Here is a 20,681-nt window from a genome sequence, read left to right on the forward strand (position 1 = left end):
AAAATTTATCAATACAAATTGATAAAGCAGACTGTAGACAAACTTTCGCAAAGGAGATATTTTGCATAAGGAGTGACTTGTTACAAAGCGATAACAAAACTTAGCAAGACCGAGGGTGGAGGCAGGGCCGAAGCCATGGATGGCGGAGGCGGGCACCTTAAGGCATGGATGCCGATTGTGCCCGGTACCCTGCCGGAGCCTGAAGGTCGAGCTTTAGTTTTGTCGCTTTGGAACATCGGAACGACGATGCAAAATTTCTCCTTTGAAAATTTTTTAACTTTGTCAACAAACTGATTTATCAATACAAATTGATAAAGCATAACTTGAATATTATTATATAGGATAAGTCATATTTTCGCAACAGAAAAATTATTTTATCCTTTTCGTTCCAAATTCCACAAATTTAATTTTAAATATTGTATAATATTTTATGGAATTAATAAATTTTTAAAAATGTTTATAGCATTTTGGGGGTATAAAAAATGGACTTTTTATGTCCACAAAAGGAATTACTTTCTTCTTATAAACGATGCAGTAAAATGGGTATCGACACTTCAATAACTGCACCATTAATAATGCTAAAATCAAGCAGGTTTAGAAAATGATGTAATTATACTTTCGATAGACAATAACAAGGAAGGATAAAAGATTTGCTTACTGTTAAAAATTTATACAAAAAATACAATAAAAGCAAGGTTATAGTTTTAAACAATATATCTATGGATATAAATAAAGGGGAAATAGTAGGACTTCTCGGCCCGAATGGAGCAGGGAAAACCACTTTACTCAAAATAATATGTGGTTTAACAATTCCTGATTCAGGTGAAGTTATTATATCTAATATCAAAATTGAGGATAAAACTCGATTAAAAATAATGGAGAAAATAGGCGTAGTACTTGAAGGCAACAGGAATTTATACTGGGCTATTTCGGTCCTTGATAATTACTATTATTTTGGAAGTATAAAGGGGAAAACAATGGGAGAAATAAAGAAAAATATAGAAAAATATGCAGACATTCTAAAAACAAAACAATTGTTAACACGAAAAGTAAGTACACTTTCAATGGGGCAAAAACAAAGGGTAGCGATAACTGCTTCTTTACTTCATGAGCCGGAGCTTTTAATTTTGGATGAACCTTCCAATGGATTAGATATAGAATCACGTATCTTACTTACCAGTGCTATTAAGACTTTGAGAGAGGAGATGAAGATAACAGTATTGATTGCTTCCCATGATACTGACTTTTTAAGAAAAACAGCTGATTCCTCCTTTTGGGGTATATGATGTATGCCATGGGACTTATTTTGGGAGGACTTTCTCTAATAGCAAAAAGAATTAATCAATTGACGCTACTTATACAAATCCTGCTTCTTTTTATAACAGACACATTAACTAAAACATCTCCTTCCAGCGCAATTAGTTGCATTATACCACTTACAGTGGGAAATGATATAGCGAGAAAATCAGTAAGTAATATTGCTATTTCTTACAATGAGTGGTTGATACTTATACTTGTAAGTATGCTGTGGTTTATAGTTGGTTCGGTAGTTTTTGGTATGAGTAGTAGGTATGCTAGAAAAAATGGTTTATTGGGTACATATTAGCTTCCTTGGGACTGTGGAGAAATCGCCATTGTGAGCACGAGTTAATTAATACCTATCTCTAAGGAACAACCTATTTAACAACACACCACTGATAAATCCTCCTATGTGCGCCCACCAGGCTATTCCACCAACCGTTGTACCACCAATGACAGAGTAGACCGTGCCGGAATAGAGCTGGGTCAGGAACCATAGGAAGAGATAGACTACGGCGGGTATCGGGAGGAAGACTGGAACCAGGAAAAAGGTTGGTACCAGGGTGATTATCCTTGCCGACGGGAATAATACGAAGTAAGCACCCATAACGCCTGCAATAGCTCCAGAAGCCCCTACCACCGGCACTGGTGAGATGGGATTAAAAACCAGGTGAAATACACCTGCGATTACCCCACTAAGGATGTAGAAAATGAGGAATCTTATATGACCCATCCTATCTTCAACATTATCTCCGAACAGCCAGAGTATCCACATGTTGCTAATTAGGTGAAATGTGTTACCGTGAAGAAACATACTGGTGATAAAAGGGTATAAGTCGCTGCCGGAAAACGGTACACCGGATATAACCAGTTTTGTAATTTTTGCCGGTATAAGCCCGTATTTGTAAACAAACCCGGCAAAAGTGCTGTATGAAGCACTTGAAAGAGTGAAGAAGATGAGCGAATTTATTATTATGAGCAGGAGCGTAATGAGGGGTGGTCGTCTGCTTGGTATATTATCCCTGATTGGAAACATCTTTAACCCTCCACTTTTTTTATTCTACCTTTGCAGGAAAACCGAGTTCCGTATCAAATCAAAATTATATTAAGATTATAGCACAAGTAATTCTGAAAAAGTAATATCGTAATGATTAAGTAAATTTATTAAGTGCCAGGAAAAGAGGAGGTTAAAACAGTTGAAATTAGTAGTAAAAAATGACATAATTTTGATTGGGTGATGATAAATGTTATTAACTATAAAAAAGGTTAAAGAGCTGTATGATATAAGCAGAATTACATTAATAAACTGGGAAAAGGAAGGCTTAATAACCCCAGTTAGGACACCAAAAGGGAGAAGAAGATACAAAAAAGAAGACATAGAGAAGTTATTAGGCATGCTGGAAGAAAAACCAAAACCTAAAGTGAGTGTCCACAAAGAAACAAGAAGAATATCTTAAGAATCAAATTAGAAGGCTTGAAGAATACGCTAATTCCCAAGGATGGCAGTATGAAGTCATATCCGAAATAGCAAGTGGAGTAAATGAAAATAGAAGAGGCTTATTAAAGCTTTTGAACAAGATAAAAAGAGGAGAAGTTGAAAAAGTTGTAATAGAATATCCTGATAGACTAGCGAGATTTGGCTTTGAATATCTCAAATTTTTCATGGAAAGCTTTGGAGTGGAGCTTATAGTTTTAAATGGGAAAGAAAACGAAGAAGATGCAAATAAAGAACTAGCAGAAGACTTAATAGCAATAGTAACATCTTTCGCAGCAAGAATTTACGGACAACGGGGTGGCAAAAAGCATGATAGTAATACAGGCTAAACTCATTTTTCTAAATCAAGAAGACAAACAAATAGTATTAGACTTAATGAGAAGATGGTCTTCTTGTATGAGATTTGCATATAAGAGACTCTTAGAAGGTTATAATAGAAACACATTAAAAAGAGACCTTCAGGGAACATTTAACTTAAACTCAAGATATGCAGATGATGCAATAATGAAAGCAAGAAGCACATTAGAATCCTCTAAAGAATTAGGGAGTAATCCGAAGAAAGTAATCTTTGGAGGAAGAAAATTATTTAAAAAACTACAAAAACGCCATATAAACGGGAAAGCATATAAAAAATTAAAAATTAGGTGGCATGAGAAAAGAAAAGGGAATCTCTATTCAAGAGGGGATAAAAGCAAAAAAGGAAATCTCAACACAAGAATAGAAGTAAGAAAAAATGGCACTTTTTTAAGGATAAATGTAGGGGAAAGAAAGTACGTATATGCGAAGATACAGGCGGGATGGAAGAAGAATAAAAACAGAGAAGAGATACTTCAGGAAATTGCCAAATCAAACATGCCATACTCTGTAGAATTAAAACTTAAAAATGGCAATATATACGCTTATTTTGCTATTGAAGAAGAATATCCAGAAATAAAAATAACAAAAGAAAAAGGAGCAATAGGGATAGATATAAATGCATATCCAGACAACATATCATGGGCAGAGACAAATGAAAAAGGGAATCTAATAAGCTATGGGAATATGTCAATGCCAGAGCTTGCAAGTGGAAATAAAGACAAAAGAGAATATTTCAGATGGCAGTATGCTCATGAAATAGTAAAAATAGCAAAAGAGAAAGGAAAAGCAATTGTAATTGAAGAATTAGAAATAAAAGACAAAGGCAAAAGAGGGGACTTTTCAGGGAGAAAATCAAGAAGGATAAGACATAATTTTAGCTATAAATCACTTCTTTCAAAAATAAAAACATTAGCAAGAAGAGAAAGGATAGAAGTAATAGAAGTCAATCCTTCTTACACCTCAATAATAGGGATGTTGAAATATGCACCACAGTATATGATAACAAAAGACACAGCAGCAGCCTATGTAATAGCAAGAAGAGGGTTAGGTAAAGAAGAAAAGATACCGAATAACTATATAAACTTTCTCAACACATTGACTGAAAAGGAATTAGAAGAATTAAAAGAGCATATAAAAAACACAGTCAAAAACAGACATTTAAAGAAAAAGCATTTGAGAGAAATAGACAAAGCAATAGAATTTTTACAAAGCCTTGAGAGTGAGTCAGAAAGGGTACTGAAACCTCTGGATGGAACAAGTTTTAGTACCTATGATTTCTGGCAAGTTCTCAAGGTAGCGGTGGTGACTCCATTCTCTCCTGAGAAGGTACCAAGAGACTTCTCTACCCTGAAAGGATTACTAATTCAGGGCAAGTGGGGAGACCCGTGAGGGCGCAAGTTCCTGCTTCTTGGGGCAGGGGCTATGGCTTTCCCAAAAACCGCCTGCTGGGGCTGGGAAAGTCTGAAGGGCGGACTACAAATACCCCAGCTGCCTAAACTGTACATTTTTGTACAGTTTGGGTGACCAGGATACAAATGAGAGTTATTGAGGTTAAGAATTTAACAAAAGTTTATTGCGCTTATGAAGGGAAAAGTCTTGGGAGGATTTTTAAAAGACTATGGAGTAGGGAAGGTGTAAAAGAAGTTAAAGCATTAGATAATGTCAGCTTTTCTATTGATTTGGGTGAAAGTGTAGGGCTAATTGGAGTAAATGGGGCTGGAAAATCCACAATCATAAAAATTTTAACAGGGATTTTAGAGCCTACAGAGGGTGTGGTCAGAGTATTTGGCAATATTCCTTCAAAACATAGAATGAAAAACAATTATAGAATTGGGGCAGTATTTGGACAAAGAACCCAGTTAAGATGGGACCTGCCAGCTTATGAGTCTTACAGCTTGCTGAAGGAAATTTATAATGTAGATGATAAAGTTTTTAAAGAAAGGCTTGATTATTTTTCTGAAGTGCTTGATATAAAAGAAATTATGCATAGACCAGTAAGGACATTGAGTTTAGGTGAAAAGATGAGGGCTGAGTTATGCGCTGCTTTTCTACACGGGCCGGAGATTGTGTTTTTAGATGAGCCTACCATAGGTTTAGATGTTTTTAGCAAAGAGGCCTTACTTCATTTTTTAAAAGAAATCAAGAAAGAGAAGAAAGTTACAATTATTCTCACTACCCACGATTTATCTGACATTGAGGAGGTAAGTGATAGAATAATAATTTTGGATAGAGGTAAGATTCTCCTTGATGCTTCAAAAGATGAAGTTTTAAACACATTAGAAGTTGGAAGCCAAATCATCTTTACACTGAAAAACAAAGAAGCAGTAATACCACAAAGTGTAAAAAGTTTGCTTTTTAGTATATCTAAAAACTTTTTAAAGGTTGACAACGTTTCTAAAGATTTAGTGCCTCAAGTGCTTACAGATGTATTTAGTTACAATACTGTGTTAGGAGTAGAAATAAAATATCCTGACTTTAAAGATATTGTAAAACAAATTTGTCTTCAAAATAAAGATAGGGGCAGGTAAAATGGAGACAATCTCTACAAAGGCAAAATTGGGTTTTAAATTGATAAAAATAGGGTTTGAAAGCCAATACATTTACAGATTAGGTACCTTTTTTAGTTTTTTATCTGGTCTGCTTTACCTAATTATGCAGTATTTTTTGTGGCGGGCTATATATCATTCCGGCGATATAAAACAGTATAGTTTTAATGATATTATTTTTTATATCTTTTTAGCCCAGATTATAAGTTACGTGTTTCCAACGGATGTAAGTAGTAAAATAGCTTTTCATGTTAGAACAGGAGACATCATTCATTTACTTTTAAAACCAGTTAAAATTGAAACACAGCTATTTTATGAATCTCTGGGCAAAAGTGCATATAGGTTATTAATAAATGGGGGATTCATCTTTATAGTTCTGTTGGTTCTTCTTCCTTATAAATTAGAACTGACAGTTTTAAGATTTTTTCAATTTGCACTTATACTTTTACTGTCATATGTTTTTGTGTTCTTTTTTGAACTGCTGATGGGGATTATAGCTTTTTATACCACCAGTACTTGGGGAATACAAAGCTTTAAATATGTCATAGTGGGAATATTTTCAGGAAGATTGATGCCAATATCTCTCTATCCTCCTGTTTTTAGAAAGATAGTTGATTGGCTTCCTTTTAGAATAATTTATTTTACACCCATAGAGTTTATTATGAATAAAGCCAATTATGATTTTTGTAATGTAGTAAAATATCAAACTGTATCAATTGCTTTATTGCTTTTATTGTATGTTCTTGTCTATAGAAATGCCTTAAAGAAAATAAAGGTACAAGGTGGTTAATATATGAAAAATATGCTTTTGAGGTACATAAAGCTTTATATTCACTTTACAAAGATAAATATAAGCTCTTTTATGGAATACGATGCTGATTTTCTTTTTGGAATTGTTGCCTTGATTTTAAAGAACTTGATAAACCTTTTAATAATCTTTTTTATATTTCACTTTATTGACAATATTAAAGGATGGGACTTCAATCAAATTTTATTTTTATACGGTTTTTCAAGTACAAGTTTTGCAATTTGGCACTGCTTTTTTATAAATACTATTTCACTGCCTTTCTATACGAGGACAGGTTTATTAGATAGTTTTTTATTAAAACCGGTTGATGTCATATTTCAGATAATGGCAGACTCTTTTGATGAAGATGGGATAGGAGATTTAATATTTGGCATAATTGTTCTTATAATTGCCATTGTTAGGCTGAAAATAGTGTCAATAAAATTAATCTTTTTGCCTGTATTACTTCTTTCAGGAAGTTTAATATATGCTTCCTTGGGACTAATATCTTCTTCAATTTCTTTTTTTACAATTGGCGAAACAGGTTTATCCAACCTTGTAATGGATTTTTTTGAATTTTCAAAATATCCAATCACAATATACAACGATATCCTCAAAATTGTTTTTACAGTTTTGATTCCAATTGGTTTTACAGCTTTTTATCCCAGTTTGTTTTATATAGCAAATTATAAATATGGTTTGATGCTAGTATTAATAACTCCTGTAGTTTCGATCCTCTTTTTCTTAATTTCATACAAAGTTTGGAACTTGGCTTTAAGGCATTATTCAAGTGCTGGCAATTAAGCAGAAATTTTTCAATTTGACTTTGTCTACAGCCTAAGAGGAGAGTATTCTCCTCGATTTTTTTATAATTACCAATTGTAAAATATTAGGCGAAAAATGCATTTTCATTCCCCAAAATGACACTTTCGTTCTAAATTTCACAAATCTTGCTCTAAATATTGTATAATATTAAAAAACGGTTCAATCTTTTTGGGGGTATAAAAATGAATTTTTTATGTCCACAGGAGGAACTAATTTCTTCATATGAGCGATGTAGGGAAATTGGTATTGACCCTTCAATAACTCTGCCATTAGTGATATTAAATCCAGAAGATTTGCAAAAGAAAATACATAAAAATAAAGAACTCATAGTAGCTTTTCGTATGAGTGTAGAAGAGGATTGGGTAAAAGGTGAGTATTTATTTTTGCTCAGTGATATTGAAGGATATTTGTTGGATGTAAAATGCAGCACAAAAGAGAAAAAGTGTATAAAAGACTCAGGCTTTGAACCGGGAATATTCCTTAGAGAGGAAAGCTGTGGGACAAATGCGATTTCAATGGCAATGCGATTAAAGAGGGTAGTGTATGTAAGACCTCAGGAGCACTACTGTGACATATTCAAAAAATGGCACTGCATTGCTTCACCTATAATAGTAGAAAATGGGGAAATAGTAGGCTATGTGGATATATCAACTATTGATAAAAAGATTGCGGATGAAGTATCAATGGTAATAAAACTGCTAGCTGAGAAAATAGCAACTGAGTATGAAAAGATAGTAAAAGAAAAAGAGCTAAATAAGATAAAGATAAAATTAAATGACAGCCAGACAAAAATACTGGCATTAGAGGCAAAAGGATACAGAGAATCAGATATAGCAAAAGTTCTTGGAATAGGGGTTGTGACTGTGAAATATCACAAGAGAAAAATAGTAGAGAAGCTTGAGGTAAAAAATCTCAAAGAGGCAGTAGTGAAGGCTATTAAATTAGGTTTGATAGATATGGACTAAAATTTAGGGCTATACTTTAGTATAATTATTTTGCTTATTTATGTAAACCTTAACTGGAAATGTAATAAAAACTATACTAAAGTATAGTAGACATTGAGAAAAATGTATATTATAATAACTAGTAGGAAAAGTTTAGTAACGCAAAAGGAATGCAATCGATAATTGATTTTTCTGGGCTTAAAAACAGGTTATTTAACTGAGTGTTTTGAAAGAAACAGAAATGACATCCACCTCATGACAGAAAGAATTAAGAACTAAGTTCCAGTAAAACATGGGAAGGTAAACTACATGAGATATGTGTTAGAGCATTTTGCTATAATATGGAAATATGATAGAAGGCTTATTAAACACATCCATTTAATGGTTAAATAAGTAATAAATTATAATATAAGCTATAAGGTGTTCTTGTTGTGATAAGAAATTTAAAAAAACTAAGATATTAAGAAAAAATAAAAAGATAACAGAGGGAGGGAGGTGACGTGATGGAGTATTTGATTGAACCACTAAATTCTAGGAATTCTAAAGATATTGTAAAACCGGATTCTGTACAAGTGGATCCAGGACCAGTAATGGGGTGTTCAATTTATTACTGCCCCGTGGACTGGATGTATGGTGGTGTAGGTAAAGCGTGTGATTATTATTGTGCATCGTATTGTTATTATAGAGGGTAAATTTAAAAAATAAAGATTAAGATAAAATATTATTGCGGTATCTATACCGCATATTTTTTACAAAAATTAGGTGATTATGATGGTAAATAAATTAGCTAAGTTAACCTTAATGTTTCTTATATTTAACATAAGTTTTGTGTATGGAACACGATTTTTAATTGGAAATATACTGCAGATCATCTTTAAAATTTTTGATATTTACAATCCACCTATTATAGGAATGATCAGTACTTTAACATATAATTATACATCACAATTTTTGTTGTTATTTATAATACTGTATTTATTGAAAAAATTTGATTATATGAAATATGTCAAAATTTCTTTAAAAGCGTTTTTAAAATTGATAGTTTTTACAATATTACTGGTAGGAATTACAAAATGTTTGTTGGATATATTTCATATATACAATTTTACTATTTGGACTGGCATAGAGGAGAAGTCGTTATATTGGGTTAGTTGGGTAGATTATGTAGGGGCAATATTATTTATTTTTTTATTTGTGTTTGTTGCCCTAACGGAAGAATACTTATTTAGAGTTATTATTTATCATAAAGTATCAGAAATAATTAGTCTGAAGAATAAAGTTTTACATGCAATAATTGCTGTTTTATTGACAAATATATTATTTGCGATGGGACATTGGCCTTCTCATGGTTACAAATTATTACCGTATTTATATTTAACTTTATGGGGAATATATTTTAGTTATTTGTATTTGCGGACAAAAAACATATATACAGCCTGTGTAATGCACTTCATATTAAATGCTGGAATTATAGTAACATGGCCTCTTAAGAATCTTTCACTTATTTTAAATGCAGGTGAGATTTTTTATATTATTGTCTCTATATTTTTAATAGAAGCATATAAAATTTTTAAATATTTCAATAGAAACAACAAAACTCTAAATAAATTATCAGAGAGAAATATTGAAACAGGTGAAAACCAGACCTTTTATGAAATTAATAAAAATGAGTTTTGGAAAAGGATGTTTTAAGGGAAAAGTAAGTTTCTAAAGCAATATCAATTTTAATCCGCTATTGATAACAAATTTGGAGGTATATGATTATAAGTAATGATTGAGGGCATAAAAATGTTTTTGAATTTGTTGATTTACCTTCTCAACAGAATTTTTTTATTTTGATAATACTATTTAATTTATTTGGCTTCTGATATAACAACTGTAAAATTGTTAAGCGATTTGGGAGTTACTTCAGTTAAATTTGCACGCTTGAAACCTTGGGATTGGGGGCAACAATTGTCAAACATTATACCAAATAAGGAGGAAATAAAGAAAGTTAACGAAAAAATTTGGAATATAGAAGGAAAATATAAAGGCATTAAAATAATGGGAGATGTACCCAAGTCTATTGAAGACCAAAAGGTTCCAGGTTGCAATATAAACGTCGGTTTTGAAATTCAACCTGATGGGAATGTGCTTCCATGCCGGATTTTCGAGCAAAGAGTAGATGATAAAATAATTCTAGGCAACATAAAATCACAAGATATTTTTGAAATATGGAATAGTGAGAAAGCAAAAAGTATAAGAAGTTATTCCAAGAGATTAAGCAAAAGATTTCTGTGTACTAAATGTGAATTTGCTCGCTTCTGTTCTACAAATTATTGTATTGCTGAAAATTTCATAAAATTTGGTAAATTTATTCCTTCAGAGGAGGATTTAAATAAATGCAAAATTTAAAAAGGAATGAACGATTTTTCTTGACAGTAACATTGTTTTCAAGTTTTTTTACATCTTTAATGGCACCATTTTGGGTAATATATTTTAATAAAATTAATTTAGATTTTTCACAAATTTCACTCCTCATAATAATAAACCACATAGCGGTCACATTATTTGAAATACCTACGGGTGCTTTTGCTGATACATATAGCCGTAAATTTTCTGTTCTTTTATCTTTATTGATTGGCAGTTTAACTTCTATTGGGATATATTTCAACACCTCTTTTACAGTTTTATTATTTTTATATTTCTTATCAGGAGTTGGAGCAACTCTTAATTCTGGAGCCTTTGAATCTTGGTTTGCTGATTCGTTTCTTTTGGGTCAAAAAGAAATGGACCTGACAAAATACTGGGGACGTCTTACAAGTTTTAACTATTTAGGTAGTATGATAGGATTTTTAGGAGGCAGCGTTTTAGTACGTTATAATATCTTTAGAGAAATCTGGCTAATAGAAGGTATAGGGATTTTTTTGGTTTTTATTTACGTATTTTTAGCGGGCAAAGAAGCTAAATTACAGAAAAAAACGGACGAATACAGTTACAGAGAGTATTTCAATAAAATTGCTAAAGGAACTGTGTATCTATTTAAACACAGGATTTTGTTATCCATTACAGTCGGGTCTTTTTTCTTCTTTTTTTCGTCAGGAATCATGTCAATGTTGTGGCAGCCCTATTTCGAAAGGGCAGGCATACCTGTAGAATTGTTTGGTATTATTTTAGCATTAACGATGGTACTTAGTATTTTTGTGCCCCGTTATGCTGACAGGATAGCTGAAAGATTTAAAGGGGCAGCTCGCACACTAATGATTGTCAGTATTACATCTGCATTGTTTATATTTATGATGTATGCGATTCCCAAGTATTCGTTTATACCTTATATTATTTATACAGCAGTATATTCTGCACACACTCCGATTTTTATGTCTTATTTTAATAAGTTAATACCTTCTTCAGAGCGTGCAACGATTATTTCAATATATAGTTTGTTTATTAGTGTTTCTACAATTCTATGTACTTACTCCTTTGGAGTCTTAAGTGACAAAAAGGGTCTTTATGCTGCACTTTTCTTATCTTTAATTACAGCTTTAATTTCCAGTATACCTTTTAAAAGGGCAATAGGATTAGAAAAAGAGCTGTGACTTTGAGTACTTTAGACAATAGGGAAGAACTGGTGGAAGTCTTGAAAAAAGCAGGACTATTGGGTGGTTTAAATATCTGCCAGAGGGCTTTGAGGTAGTTTTTGACATGAGTAGTAGGTACGCCAGAAAAAATGGATTATTGGGTACATATTAATAAAGCGGTACACCGGGTATAAACAGTTTTATGATTTTTACTGCTATAAATCCGTATTTTTAAACAAATGCAGCAAAAGTGTTGTATGAAGCACTTGAAAGAGTAAAGAAGATGAGCGAATTTATTATCATGGTTATGTTGATATATCAACTATTAATAAAAAAATCACAAATGAAGTATCAATGGTAATAAAACTGCTGGCTGAGAAAATAGCAGTTGAATATGAAAAGATATTGAAAGAAAAAGAGATAAAGATAAAATTAAATGACAACCAGATAAAAATACTGGTATTGGAGGCAAAGAAATACAGAGAATTAGACATAGCAGAAGCTCTTGGAATAGGGGTTGTGACTGTGAAATATCACAAGAGAAAGATATTAGAAAAACTTGGAGTAAAAAATATCAAAGAGGCAGTGATAAAAGCAGAAGTTAGGTTTAATAGATGTAGATTAAAATTTGAGACTATACTTTAGTATAGTTCAGTTTGTTGACAAAGCAAAATTTTAGCCCCTGTTTTCTTAGTACCGAAAGCAGGGGCTGTATATATCTGGATAAAATTTTCTTTAAAACTCCAAATAATGGATAAAGTTTTGAAATGTCAAAAGGCCCTTTGCCCTTCCTCCATAACCATAAGGCCATTTTCTTTAAATTCATGGCAGCAAAAACAAGCATCGCTTGCATGGACAATTTTTCCTTCCCTCTTAACGTCGTCTATCGCAAACCATGCTTCTCCTTTAAATCTGCAAATACTATCTCTATTGTCTCTTTCCTTCTCTCATATACTTCTTTACAGTAAGGTGTATGCCTTAGGTGTTCTGCTTCTTCTACATATCCTTCCCATATGTGCCTGAATATCCTCTTTGTGTAGTCTTTACTTTGGGTACACTTTTCTCTTAGAGGACAGTTTTTACATTTTTCTGGGTTTGATTTGTATTCTCTATATCCTTCTCTGTTGGTTGTAACATATGTTAATATTTCATTCTGCGGGCATATGTAACAGTCATAGTATTCATCATAAACAAATTCATGTTTTTTCATGAAACCATCTTTTGTTTTTGGCCTTGTGTATGGTACTGCTGGTATTATTTGTCTATCAAATATTGTCTTTAATATGTACGGATTTTTATAGCCTGCATCTACTGCTATTGCTTTCGGTTTTCTTACTCTCTTTTCAACTTCTTCTAATACTTCTTGAAACATCACACTGTCGTGTATATTTGCTGCTGTTACTTTTACTCCTAATACAAATCCATTTTTATCGCAGGCTGTATGAAAAGAATATGCAAAGATTTTTTATTTTCCGTTTTTGTTTAACATTCCGCTATCTGGGTCTGTTTTGCTTACTTTCACTTCTTTCGTCTTTATCTTCTTGATTTTCTTTAATGGCTTTTTACCATGAGCCTCTCTATCCTTGTTTATTTCTTCTTCTAGTTTTTCTTGATAAATTCTAGCTTCTTGTTCTATTATCTCTTTTGTGTATTTCTTCTTGTTGGCGCTTGCTTTTACATGAGTTGAATCTATGAATACTTCCTCCGCATTTACTAGCCCATGTTTTATTGCTTCCTCTAAAATTTTCGTAAATATTTTTTCAAATATATCCGTCCCCTTGAATCTTCTTATGTAGTTCTGACTAAATGTTGAAAAATGAGGTATTTCTTCTGTCAGCCCATACCCTAAAAACCATCTATACGCTACATTTGTTTTTATTTCTGCTATTGTCCTCCTCATCGATGGTATGCCAAAAAGATATTGAATGAAAAGTATTTTTATGAGTACTACTGGGTCTATGCTTGGTCTGCCGTGATCCTCGGAATATTTGTCTTTTACTAAATCGTATATGAAGCTAAAGTCTATGACTTTTTCTATCTTTCTTAAAAGGTGGTCTTGTGGTACTAATTGATCTATGCTTACAAATTCTATTTGATGTCTTGCATCCTCTTTCTTTGATAACATCTTTCTTCTCCTCTCCTCTTTTGCTTTGTACCGTTAAAAAAACAAACAAGGAACCCTTCTCATCATAACGGGTTCCCGATATTTTGTCAACAGTCTGAAACTATACTTTAGTATAGTTTTTTGCTTATTTATGTAAACATTAACTGGAAATGTAATAAAAACTATACTAAAATATAGTAGACAGAGTATAAATTTGGATATTATAATGGTAGTAGGAAGATTTAATATAAAAGAAAGGGGTATTTTTATGGAAAATATAAATGTTAACAGGGGAGAGAATGAAGTGATGGAAAGTGAAAATAAGAGAGACATAAAAAGAACGTTAAAAACGATCTATTTTCTCATCGCCGAGGGAGGGTTAGTGTGTCTTCTGGCAGTAGGGTTTAATACATTGAAGATGGAATATAATTTTGTGTATGGAATACTGCTTGCGATTTTATCTTTTCCTGTTTTTGCAGGTGTTGTGTATTATCCTCTTAGGAAATACGCCAGTGAAAATTTGCGGTTTATTAACGCTTCCGTTGACGGATTTATTTCTGATTTAATATTGGTACTATCTTTCCTTTTCTTCGTATTGATATTTAAGATTCCACTATTAAAATTGGGTTAAAAATATATAGGAGGCAGTGTGCATGTCTAAAAAATCTGAGATGACAAGATAATGTAATATGAATGGGCGTAGCCCTTGACAGACTTTGTAGCATTTATATATGTAGTGCCATTTTTTATTTTATGGTAGGCTTACGCCCATTTAAGTTATATCCTTTTTACAGTAGCTTTATCAAGAAGATTTACCACATCCTTTATTTTACACAGAGTTGTTCCTTCATTCATAACTGAAGCAGAACTGCTGGCTACCGCCCATTTTAATGCTTCTTCTACCGACTCATCTCTTTTATAAACAAATCCTGCAAGAAAAGAGTCTCCAGCTCCTACTGCGCTTTTTACTTTTACTTCTATTGGATCTATTTTGTATGTTTCTTTATCTACATAAGCAATAGCACCATCTTTTCCAAGGGTTACAAGCACATCATTTATGCCGTATTTTTCACTTATTTCTTTTGCCGCAGAAGGTACACTGCTTATGCTAATTGTAGATGTAATAATTCTTATAATAAATTTAAAAAGCGTTTTGAAAGGGTAATTGTAATTTTAACTTTTTGAAAACATTTTATAGTAAAATAAGTAAATAAAGGTGGATGGTACTAAAATGTCAAGAAGAATAATAAATTATTTTTATAAATGTGGTTATATTTTTCCAGTTATAACCTTTATTATAAATATTTTCGCATATAAGTATCTACCTGAAAGTATACCACTTCAAAGGGATACATTTGGAAATATAAATTATGCTGTATCTAAGTTGGAATTTATATTTTTTATACCTATATTGCAGTTGTTTTCTTATATTGCAATAAAATATCCCCAAGCAAAAGGGAAAAAGAAAATTTTTCATGGGACATGTGATATTGCAGCAGGGGCTATACTTTTATTTTTTGACATTTTTCTATTGTATGTTTTTATACGAAAATAGTAAGCTTTTTGATTATAAATAGTTAGAACTGTAAGAAGGTAATTTGATAGAGATATATGTTAAATTTTGCTATGGCTTGGAAATAAAAGAAGGATTTTAGGGAATTTTGTAGAATTTATAGTGTTGTGTAAAAAATTTCTTGTTTAATAACTTTATTGTCTCACACAAAGTATAAAATTTAAGGTTGCAGAAAATGAAAACGATGAGATAGGGGGTACTTTGAATGTTTTTTGTAATGGTACTTGTTGATGTAATTATAGTATTTTCGTTCTTGTTTATAGCACTGAGAAAGGGGGATATACATATAAAAAACAGGATGTGGGTGTATTTGTTCATTTCTGGTTTTTTATTTCAAATAGTATTTTTATTGAGAAAGCACTGGGAAGTGTATCTTTTAAGTTTAAACACTTCATTGTGGTATGTGCTTACAGTTGTGCAGGCGGATAATGCTTTTTGGGAAGAATTAGCTAAATTATTAGCTGTATTGGTTGTAGTATACTTTCTTGATAAGAATATGATGGTACAATTTAAAGATTTAAAATATTCTACAGCAATTTTTACATATACAGGGCTTGCTTATGGTATAGGCGAAGCGATGTCTTTGATGTTTTTGCTTTATAATCCTCAATATGGTAGAGTTTTCGGAATGCAGTTTCCTGTAGGAACATTTGTCGGTTTTGTTTATGTTTTTGAAAGATTTCTTGCTATTCAAATGCACGGCATTATGGGAGGCATAATAGGAATAGGCTTTAGCAGGTATGTTTTTAATAAAAAATTCGTTAGTCTCTTAATATATTTTGCTGTTGCAATGCTTTATCACATGTTTATTGACAACTTTGCAATGTTTTTTCAATATTATCCTGTTTTGCGTTCTGTTCTTATTTATGCTTATGTAGTATTTTTGCTGTCAAGTACACTGTTAGGCTATGTTTTGCTTTATTTTCTTTATAAAAATGCTATTAAAAGGGAAAGGAGAGTCTAAGTATGTTAAAAAAATTTTTACTGCCAGTTATAATTTTTACATTGTTTGTTCTTGCGGGGTGTTCACAGAATGCAAAGCCTATGGAGATTGACAGGATTCCATGGGGAGATTATCAGAGGCTTACCTATGACATTTTTGAGAATGACAAATTAATTGGCACAGCAGAATTTACAATTGAAAAGTCTCAAAGCACAAATACTTATGAGATATCGTCTATCACAAAGATTGACTCAACGCAACTGAATACTGGTAGTACAGTTAAATCTGATACTTTAATGCCTTTGAATTCTTACTACGATGTAATGTCACCACAAGGGGATATAAAGATAGAGACTACCTACAAGGATAAGTGGAATATTAAGGCTAAAACTCCCAAAGGGGAGCAGAATCTAACTGTTAAACTTCCTAAATATTATTATGATAATGACTCTCTTCTTATGATTATGAGGGCATATCCCTTTAAAGTAGGAGCAGAGTTTACTGTATATGATGCTATAGCTTCAACTGCTCAGGTAGTACCTATTACAAATAAAGTTGTATCTAAAGAGAAAGTGACAGTTCCGTATGGAGAAGCAGAATGCTTTAAAGTTGAATCAAAGGCAGGAACAGCTAAGCAGTATATATGGTATTCAGATGATGAAAATAGGCTTTTGTATCAATATGACAATGGAAAACTTGTGTATAAGCTTAAAAAGGTTGAAAATAACAAATAAAATGTTTTATCATCCTCTTTAATGATGTTTTTGTAATCTGGAATGTTTTTACTCTTTGCCAATTTTATATTTGAAAGGATAGAGTTGAAATAAGGATGGATTTATTTTGGTAGAACTGCACGGATTGACTAAAGTGTTTAAAAACATAAGAGCAGTAGACAATTTAAGTTTTAGAGTAGAAGAAGAAATATACGGGCTTTTAGGAGAAAACGGTGCAGGTAAAACTACGACTCTGAGGATGCTGGTGGCTATGGTAAAACCCCCAAGTGGTACAGCAAAAATAAACGGCAAGGATTTGATAAAAGAGCCAGAGGCTATAAGGTCTATAGTACATGAACCTAAAGTGATGCTTTTTGATGAACCTACCTCAGGACTGGATGTAGGCTCAGTAAGAGAGGTACACGATTTTATAAGATTTTGCAAAGAAGAAGGGAAGACAATTATTTTTTCCAGCCACAGTATGGCAGAAGTAGAAAAGCTCTGCGACAAGATAGGTATAATACACAAAGGAAAACTTATAGAGGAAGGGAGTATTGAAGTTTTAAAGGAAAAATATAAAACGGACAATCTTGAAGAATTATTTATGGAATTTGGTAGGTGAGAAGATTGAAGTTTAAACATGTATATATGGTCTTATTCCAGTACTTTTTATTCCTGTTGTGATGTATATAGTCATCGGAGGTGCAGAAAGCATATCAGATCAAAAGGCCAGTGATGTAAAAATAGCAGTTATAGATGAAGGGAATAATGAAAAACTTGTTAACTATTTAAAGTCAGCAGGGATAAGCATAACGGCTGATTTACAAAATCCAAAAGAAAGTCTTGAAAAAGGAGATATAAAGGCAATTGTCATCATACCCTCTGACTTTGATAAAAGTCTAGATGAAGGTAAGAATGTTGATTTATTAATTCAATTCAAGTTGACAGAGCAAATGTCAAATCTTAAAATGCAGAGAGTATGATAAAAGGCCTTATAAAAGAATATTCTAATAATATTGTAAAAGAAAGGCTTATAACCAAAGGGATAGACCCTAAAATACTTGAGCCAATTGCAGTAAAAACAGAAAACATAGCTTCACAGAGTAAAATGGCAGGGTCTTTTTTAGCATTCATTGGACCTATGTTATTGACTTTATGGACAGCGACAGGAGGTATAGGGGCTGCTGTCGATTTGGCTGCTGGTGAGAAAGAAAGAGGAACATTGGAGCCTTTGCTTACGACTTCTACTTCGCGACTTTCTATAATGGCAGGCAAATACTTGGCTGTAACAGCCATGGTACTACTTAGTGCTGTTGCTTCACTTTTGGGACTTTTTGCATCTTTTGCTTTAAATAAGGATATGGCATCTTTAAATACTGATTTTAAAATGGGGACAACAGCTATAGTTATTATGTTTGTAGCTGCCTTTTTACAGCTTCAATATTTGCTGCTTTAGAACTGTTTCAAGGATATATATTTGGATTTAATGTAAGCGGAAATACCACTGAAAGCTTTTATAAAACTTTTTCAAAAGATAATTTACTTTCAAGCGGGGCTTTTGGACCAGAAGGAGGAATTCTTACAACTCTCGTCGTTTTAGTCACTTTTGCTATCCTGTATTATTATTTTGAACGATATAAGAAGGAAAAAGAGATAGAAGTATAAAAGGAGTGTTAAAAGAGCATGAAGGCAAAAGAACTGGAACTACTGCATCTTGTCTTTAAATATGTAAAGCCTAAAATAAAACTCTTTATTCTATCTTTTACTTTTTTAGTAGCGTTATCGTTGATTTCTCTTTTACCGCCTTATCTTACCAAACTTGCTTTCGATGAAGGGGTAATGAATAGAAATCTAAATTTATTGACCAAATATGTCTTAGTACTTACTGGGGTGTACATATTGAAGAGTTTTTTAAACTACTTAAGTTCGGCACTTTTTACACTTCTCAGTCAGAATACACTCTTTGACATAAAAAAAGATTTAACAAATCGCATTTTGAAACTACCACTAGAGTTTTTCTCAAACAGCGAAAGTGGATACATTGTTTCGAGGTTCAAAGAGGCTGATTCTTTGAGTTCATTGTTTTCTTTACAGAGTTTCAAGTTAATCCTCAGTATTTTTGAATTCATAGGTGCTATGGTGATTATGTTTTCTCTGAACGTGAGATTGACTCTGTTGTTGATTCTAGTAATACCCATTTTCTATTTAGTTTCGAGAACTTTTGAATCAGCCTTTGCCAAAGTTACTAGCGAAACAATGGAGAAAGGAGCTATTTTTCACGGAAAATTCCAACAATCCATAAGTGGAGCAGAAGAGATAAAAAGGATGGCTTTAGAGGAGAAAGAAGCACAGAATATAAATGAAATTAACAAGGAATACGTGAAATCATCTATAAAATACGGCATTTTATTGTCGTTTGGCTCTGAAGCGATCATGCTTCTATCTTCCCTTGTAAGTGTTCTTTTGCTTTATTTGGGAGGACAATTAGTTATTCAAGAAAGTATATCTATAGGGACTTATATGGCTTTTACTGGATATTTTGGAAAACTGTATGCACCTGTGGTCAATTGGAGCTTAAGCATGTATACTTTCAAACCAGCGTTTGTAGCGTTGGAAAGGATTAGAGATTTCTTTATGAAATATTCCGAAGAAGATGAAACGCTTGACAAGATAAAAATAGATAAAATAAATGAAATAGAAATGAAAAAAGTAAGATTCTGCTATCCTGATGGGAAGGAGTACGTTTTAAGAAATTTCAATTTGAAAGCAGAAAGAGGAGATAAAGTGCTTTTGAAAGGACCGAACGGAAGTGGGAAATCAACGGTAATAAGATTACTTTTGGGATTTTATGAAAATTACGAGGGGGAAATCTTGATAAATGGAGTGGAGTTGAACAAGCTATCAAAAAATCCCTGAGGAGTCGAGTTTCAATAGTGTCACAGAAGATTTTCTTATTTAACGATACAATCGAAAACAATATAAAAATAATAAACAATGTCGATGATGAAAAATATGAAATAGTTTTAAGAAAATCGGGATTGAAAGCTTTTGTAGAGAGTTTACCTTTAAAAGATCAAACCTTGGTGGGAGAAAATGGTGTGAAACTCTCGGGCGGTGAGATACATAAACTAGCGATAGCTCGTGCTATGGTGAAATCCGATTCTGATGTCTTCATATTTGATGAAGCATCGGCACATTTGGATAAAGATACAAAAGAATTGATAAAAAAGTTTATAAAAGATGAATTGGATAACAAGATATGTATAATAATGGATCACTCTGATTATTTTGATGATGTGTGTAATAAAATTGTACATTTAATGGCAAATTATTATGATAGGAGTGAAAAGCATGAATAATATCTTAATTTATGAAATGGCTAACAAAGACACATATCTCTATGATAATAAAACTGGTCTTATTCTTAATATTGATAGCACTTTTTAATGGTACTAAATGAAATGTGAAAATGTAATCTGATAAAGATATGTTAAGTTTATGTTAAATTTTACTGTAGATTGGAAATAGAAGAAGGATT

The 20,681-nt window shown here is 32.3% G+C and carries 20 protein-coding genes and 4 pseudogenes; 20 read left to right on the top strand and 4 right to left on the bottom strand.

The window, feature by feature from the left end:
* Positions 1–650 precede the first annotated feature (650 nt).
* Together OEI98_RS02110 and OEI98_RS02115 are read left to right on the top strand one after the other, a co-directional pair.
* Complete coding sequence (locus OEI98_RS02110) at positions 651–1,286, top strand: ABC transporter ATP-binding protein (protein ID WP_266039302.1); 636 nt, start codon at positions 651–653, stop codon at positions 1,284–1,286.
* The gene (locus OEI98_RS02115; protein ID WP_003870850.1) at positions 1,283–1,606 is read left to right on the top strand and encodes a hypothetical protein; all 324 of its coding nucleotides are present in this window, start codon (positions 1,283–1,285) and stop codon (positions 1,604–1,606) included. The genes OEI98_RS02110 and OEI98_RS02115 overlap by 4 nt, the downstream gene beginning before the upstream one ends.
* Positions 1,607–1,651: 45 nt before the next feature.
* On the opposite strand, the gene OEI98_RS02120 is transcribed toward OEI98_RS02115, so the two are convergent.
* A complete protein-coding gene (locus OEI98_RS02120) occupies positions 1,652–2,335 on the bottom strand; it encodes a rhomboid family intramembrane serine protease (protein ID WP_074665131.1) in 684 nt (227 codons plus the stop codon).
* Positions 2,336–2,543: 208 nt separating this feature from the next.
* Here OEI98_RS02120 and OEI98_RS02125 point away from each other — a divergent pair.
* From OEI98_RS02125 to OEI98_RS02175, 11 genes and pseudogenes are all read left to right on the top strand, one after another.
* Positions 2,544–3,123: pseudogene (locus tag OEI98_RS02125) on the top strand (IS607 family transposase).
* Positions 3,104–4,540, top strand: coding sequence for an IS200/IS605 family accessory protein TnpB-related protein (locus tag OEI98_RS02130; RefSeq protein WP_266039308.1), 1,437 nt, complete (start codon positions 3,104–3,106; stop codon positions 4,538–4,540). The pseudogene OEI98_RS02125 and the gene OEI98_RS02130 overlap by 20 nt, the downstream one beginning before the upstream one ends.
* A 146-nt stretch (positions 4,541–4,686) precedes the next feature.
* Positions 4,687–5,679 carry an ABC transporter ATP-binding protein gene (locus tag OEI98_RS02135; protein WP_074666171.1) on the top strand — a complete coding sequence of 331 codons (993 nt, stop codon included), beginning with the start codon at positions 4,687–4,689 and terminating at the stop codon, positions 5,677–5,679.
* 1 nt (position 5,680) lies between these two features.
* Positions 5,681–6,487: an ABC transporter permease gene (locus OEI98_RS02140; protein WP_003867126.1), complete on the top strand. Its 807-nt coding sequence runs from the start codon at positions 5,681–5,683 to the stop codon at positions 6,485–6,487.
* Between the two features lie 3 nt (positions 6,488–6,490).
* Entirely contained in the window at positions 6,491–7,288 is a 798-nt protein-coding gene (locus tag OEI98_RS02145) for an ABC transporter permease (protein ID WP_266039313.1), read from the top strand.
* 203 nt (positions 7,289–7,491) lie between these two features.
* Entirely contained in the window at positions 7,492–8,274 is a 783-nt protein-coding gene (locus tag OEI98_RS02150) for a LuxR family transcriptional regulator (RefSeq protein ID WP_266039314.1), read from the top strand.
* Positions 8,275–8,756: 482 nt separating this feature from the next.
* Entirely contained in the window at positions 8,757–8,945 is a 189-nt protein-coding gene (locus OEI98_RS02155) for a hypothetical protein (protein ID WP_266039315.1), read from the top strand.
* A gap of 76 nt (positions 8,946–9,021) precedes the next feature.
* Complete coding sequence (locus OEI98_RS02160) at positions 9,022–9,945, top strand: CPBP family intramembrane glutamic endopeptidase (RefSeq protein WP_266039317.1); 924 nt, start codon at positions 9,022–9,024, stop codon at positions 9,943–9,945.
* 261 nt (positions 9,946–10,206) lie between these two features.
* On the top strand, positions 10,207–10,647 hold the full coding sequence (locus OEI98_RS02165) for a radical SAM/SPASM domain-containing protein (RefSeq protein WP_266039319.1): 441 nt from the start codon (positions 10,207–10,209) through the stop codon (positions 10,645–10,647).
* Positions 10,635–11,828 (top strand): MFS transporter, encoded by a 1,194-nt coding sequence (locus tag OEI98_RS02170; protein ID WP_266039321.1) that lies wholly within the window; start codon positions 10,635–10,637, stop codon positions 11,826–11,828. The genes OEI98_RS02165 and OEI98_RS02170 overlap by 13 nt, the downstream gene beginning before the upstream one ends.
* Positions 11,829–12,113: 285 nt before the next feature.
* Positions 12,114–12,435: pseudogene (locus OEI98_RS02175) on the top strand (helix-turn-helix transcriptional regulator); the annotation flags it as partial.
* A 9-nt stretch (positions 12,436–12,444) separates the two neighbouring features.
* On the opposite strand, the pseudogene OEI98_RS02180 reads toward OEI98_RS02175, so the two are convergent.
* Positions 12,445–13,935: pseudogene (locus OEI98_RS02180) on the bottom strand (IS1182-like element ISTte1 family transposase).
* A gap of 247 nt (positions 13,936–14,182) precedes the next feature.
* Here OEI98_RS02180 and OEI98_RS02185 point away from each other — a divergent pair.
* A complete protein-coding gene (locus OEI98_RS02185; RefSeq protein WP_266039323.1) occupies positions 14,183–14,545 on the top strand; it encodes a hypothetical protein in 363 nt (120 codons plus the stop codon).
* A 146-nt stretch (positions 14,546–14,691) separates the two neighbouring features.
* Here OEI98_RS02185 and OEI98_RS02190 read toward each other — a convergent pair whose 3' ends face one another.
* Positions 14,692–15,051: a PfkB family carbohydrate kinase gene (locus tag OEI98_RS02190; protein ID WP_323053804.1), complete on the bottom strand. Its 360-nt coding sequence runs from the start codon at positions 15,049–15,051 to the stop codon at positions 14,692–14,694.
* A gap of 94 nt (positions 15,052–15,145) precedes the next feature.
* Between OEI98_RS02190 and OEI98_RS02195 the strand changes: the two genes are divergently transcribed.
* Complete coding sequence (locus OEI98_RS02195; RefSeq protein WP_266039325.1) at positions 15,146–15,469, top strand: DUF1648 domain-containing protein; 324 nt, start codon at positions 15,146–15,148, stop codon at positions 15,467–15,469.
* Positions 15,470–16,256: 787 nt separating this feature from the next.
* Here OEI98_RS02195 and OEI98_RS15230 read toward each other — a convergent pair.
* On the bottom strand, positions 16,257–16,361 hold the full coding sequence (locus tag OEI98_RS15230) for a 50S ribosomal protein L33 (protein ID WP_416237347.1): 105 nt from the start codon (positions 16,359–16,361) through the stop codon (positions 16,257–16,259).
* Between the two features lie 92 nt (positions 16,362–16,453).
* Between OEI98_RS15230 and OEI98_RS02205 the strand changes: the two genes are divergently transcribed.
* From OEI98_RS02205 to OEI98_RS02225, 5 genes and pseudogenes are all read left to right on the top strand, one after another.
* Positions 16,454–17,164 (top strand): DUF3108 domain-containing protein, encoded by a 711-nt coding sequence (locus tag OEI98_RS02205; RefSeq protein ID WP_266039329.1) that lies wholly within the window; start codon positions 16,454–16,456, stop codon positions 17,162–17,164.
* A gap of 106 nt (positions 17,165–17,270) precedes the next feature.
* Positions 17,271–17,765, top strand: coding sequence for an ABC transporter ATP-binding protein (locus OEI98_RS02210; protein WP_266039331.1), 495 nt, complete (start codon positions 17,271–17,273; stop codon positions 17,763–17,765).
* Positions 17,766–17,826: 61 nt separating this feature from the next.
* The gene (locus OEI98_RS02215; protein ID WP_266040535.1) at positions 17,827–18,126 is read left to right on the top strand and encodes an ABC transporter permease; all 300 of its coding nucleotides are present in this window, start codon (positions 17,827–17,829) and stop codon (positions 18,124–18,126) included.
* Positions 18,123–18,599 carry an ABC transporter permease subunit gene (locus OEI98_RS02220; RefSeq protein ID WP_266039333.1) on the top strand — a complete coding sequence of 159 codons (477 nt, stop codon included), beginning with the start codon at positions 18,123–18,125 and terminating at the stop codon, positions 18,597–18,599. The genes OEI98_RS02215 and OEI98_RS02220 overlap by 4 nt, the downstream gene beginning before the upstream one ends.
* Before the next feature lie 227 nt (positions 18,600–18,826).
* Positions 18,827–20,502 (top strand): annotated as a pseudogene (locus OEI98_RS02225) (ABC transporter ATP-binding protein).
* Positions 20,503–20,681 lie beyond the last annotated feature (179 nt).

Source organism: Thermoanaerobacter sp. RKWS2 (assembly GCF_026240795.1).
Taxonomy (GTDB): domain Bacteria; phylum Bacillota; class Thermoanaerobacteria; order Thermoanaerobacterales; family Thermoanaerobacteraceae; genus Thermoanaerobacter; species Thermoanaerobacter ethanolicus.

Excerpts from the sequence above, each read along its gene's own strand:
- OEI98_RS02135 (WP_074666171.1), top strand. The coding sequence starts at position 4,687 with ATGAGAGTTATTGAGGTTAAGAATTTAACAAAAGTTTATTGCGCTTAT.
- OEI98_RS02160 (WP_266039317.1), top strand. The coding sequence starts at position 9,022 with ATGATGGTAAATAAATTAGCTAAGTTAACCTTAATGTTTCTTATATTT.
- OEI98_RS02115 (WP_003870850.1), top strand. The coding sequence starts at position 1,283 with ATGATGTATGCCATGGGACTTATTTTGGGAGGACTTTCTCTAATAGCA.
- OEI98_RS02155 (WP_266039315.1), top strand. The coding sequence starts at position 8,757 with ATGGAGTATTTGATTGAACCACTAAATTCTAGGAATTCTAAAGATATT.
- OEI98_RS02145 (WP_266039313.1), top strand. The coding sequence starts at position 6,491 with ATGAAAAATATGCTTTTGAGGTACATAAAGCTTTATATTCACTTTACA.
- OEI98_RS02205 (WP_266039329.1), top strand. The coding sequence starts at position 16,454 with ATGTTAAAAAAATTTTTACTGCCAGTTATAATTTTTACATTGTTTGTT.
- OEI98_RS02130 (WP_266039308.1), top strand. The coding sequence starts at position 3,104 with ATGATAGTAATACAGGCTAAACTCATTTTTCTAAATCAAGAAGACAAA.
- OEI98_RS02120 (WP_074665131.1), bottom strand. The coding sequence starts at position 2,335 with ATGTTTCCAATCAGGGATAATATACCAAGCAGACGACCACCCCTCATT.
- OEI98_RS02195 (WP_266039325.1), top strand. The coding sequence starts at position 15,146 with ATGTCAAGAAGAATAATAAATTATTTTTATAAATGTGGTTATATTTTT.
- OEI98_RS02185 (WP_266039323.1), top strand. The coding sequence starts at position 14,183 with ATGGAAAATATAAATGTTAACAGGGGAGAGAATGAAGTGATGGAAAGT.
- OEI98_RS02140 (WP_003867126.1), top strand. The coding sequence starts at position 5,681 with ATGGAGACAATCTCTACAAAGGCAAAATTGGGTTTTAAATTGATAAAA.
- OEI98_RS02150 (WP_266039314.1), top strand. The coding sequence starts at position 7,492 with ATGAATTTTTTATGTCCACAGGAGGAACTAATTTCTTCATATGAGCGA.
- OEI98_RS02215 (WP_266040535.1), top strand. The coding sequence starts at position 17,827 with ATGTATATAGTCATCGGAGGTGCAGAAAGCATATCAGATCAAAAGGCC.
- OEI98_RS02170 (WP_266039321.1), top strand. The coding sequence starts at position 10,635 with ATGCAAAATTTAAAAAGGAATGAACGATTTTTCTTGACAGTAACATTG.
- OEI98_RS02220 (WP_266039333.1), top strand. The coding sequence starts at position 18,123 with ATGATAAAAGGCCTTATAAAAGAATATTCTAATAATATTGTAAAAGAA.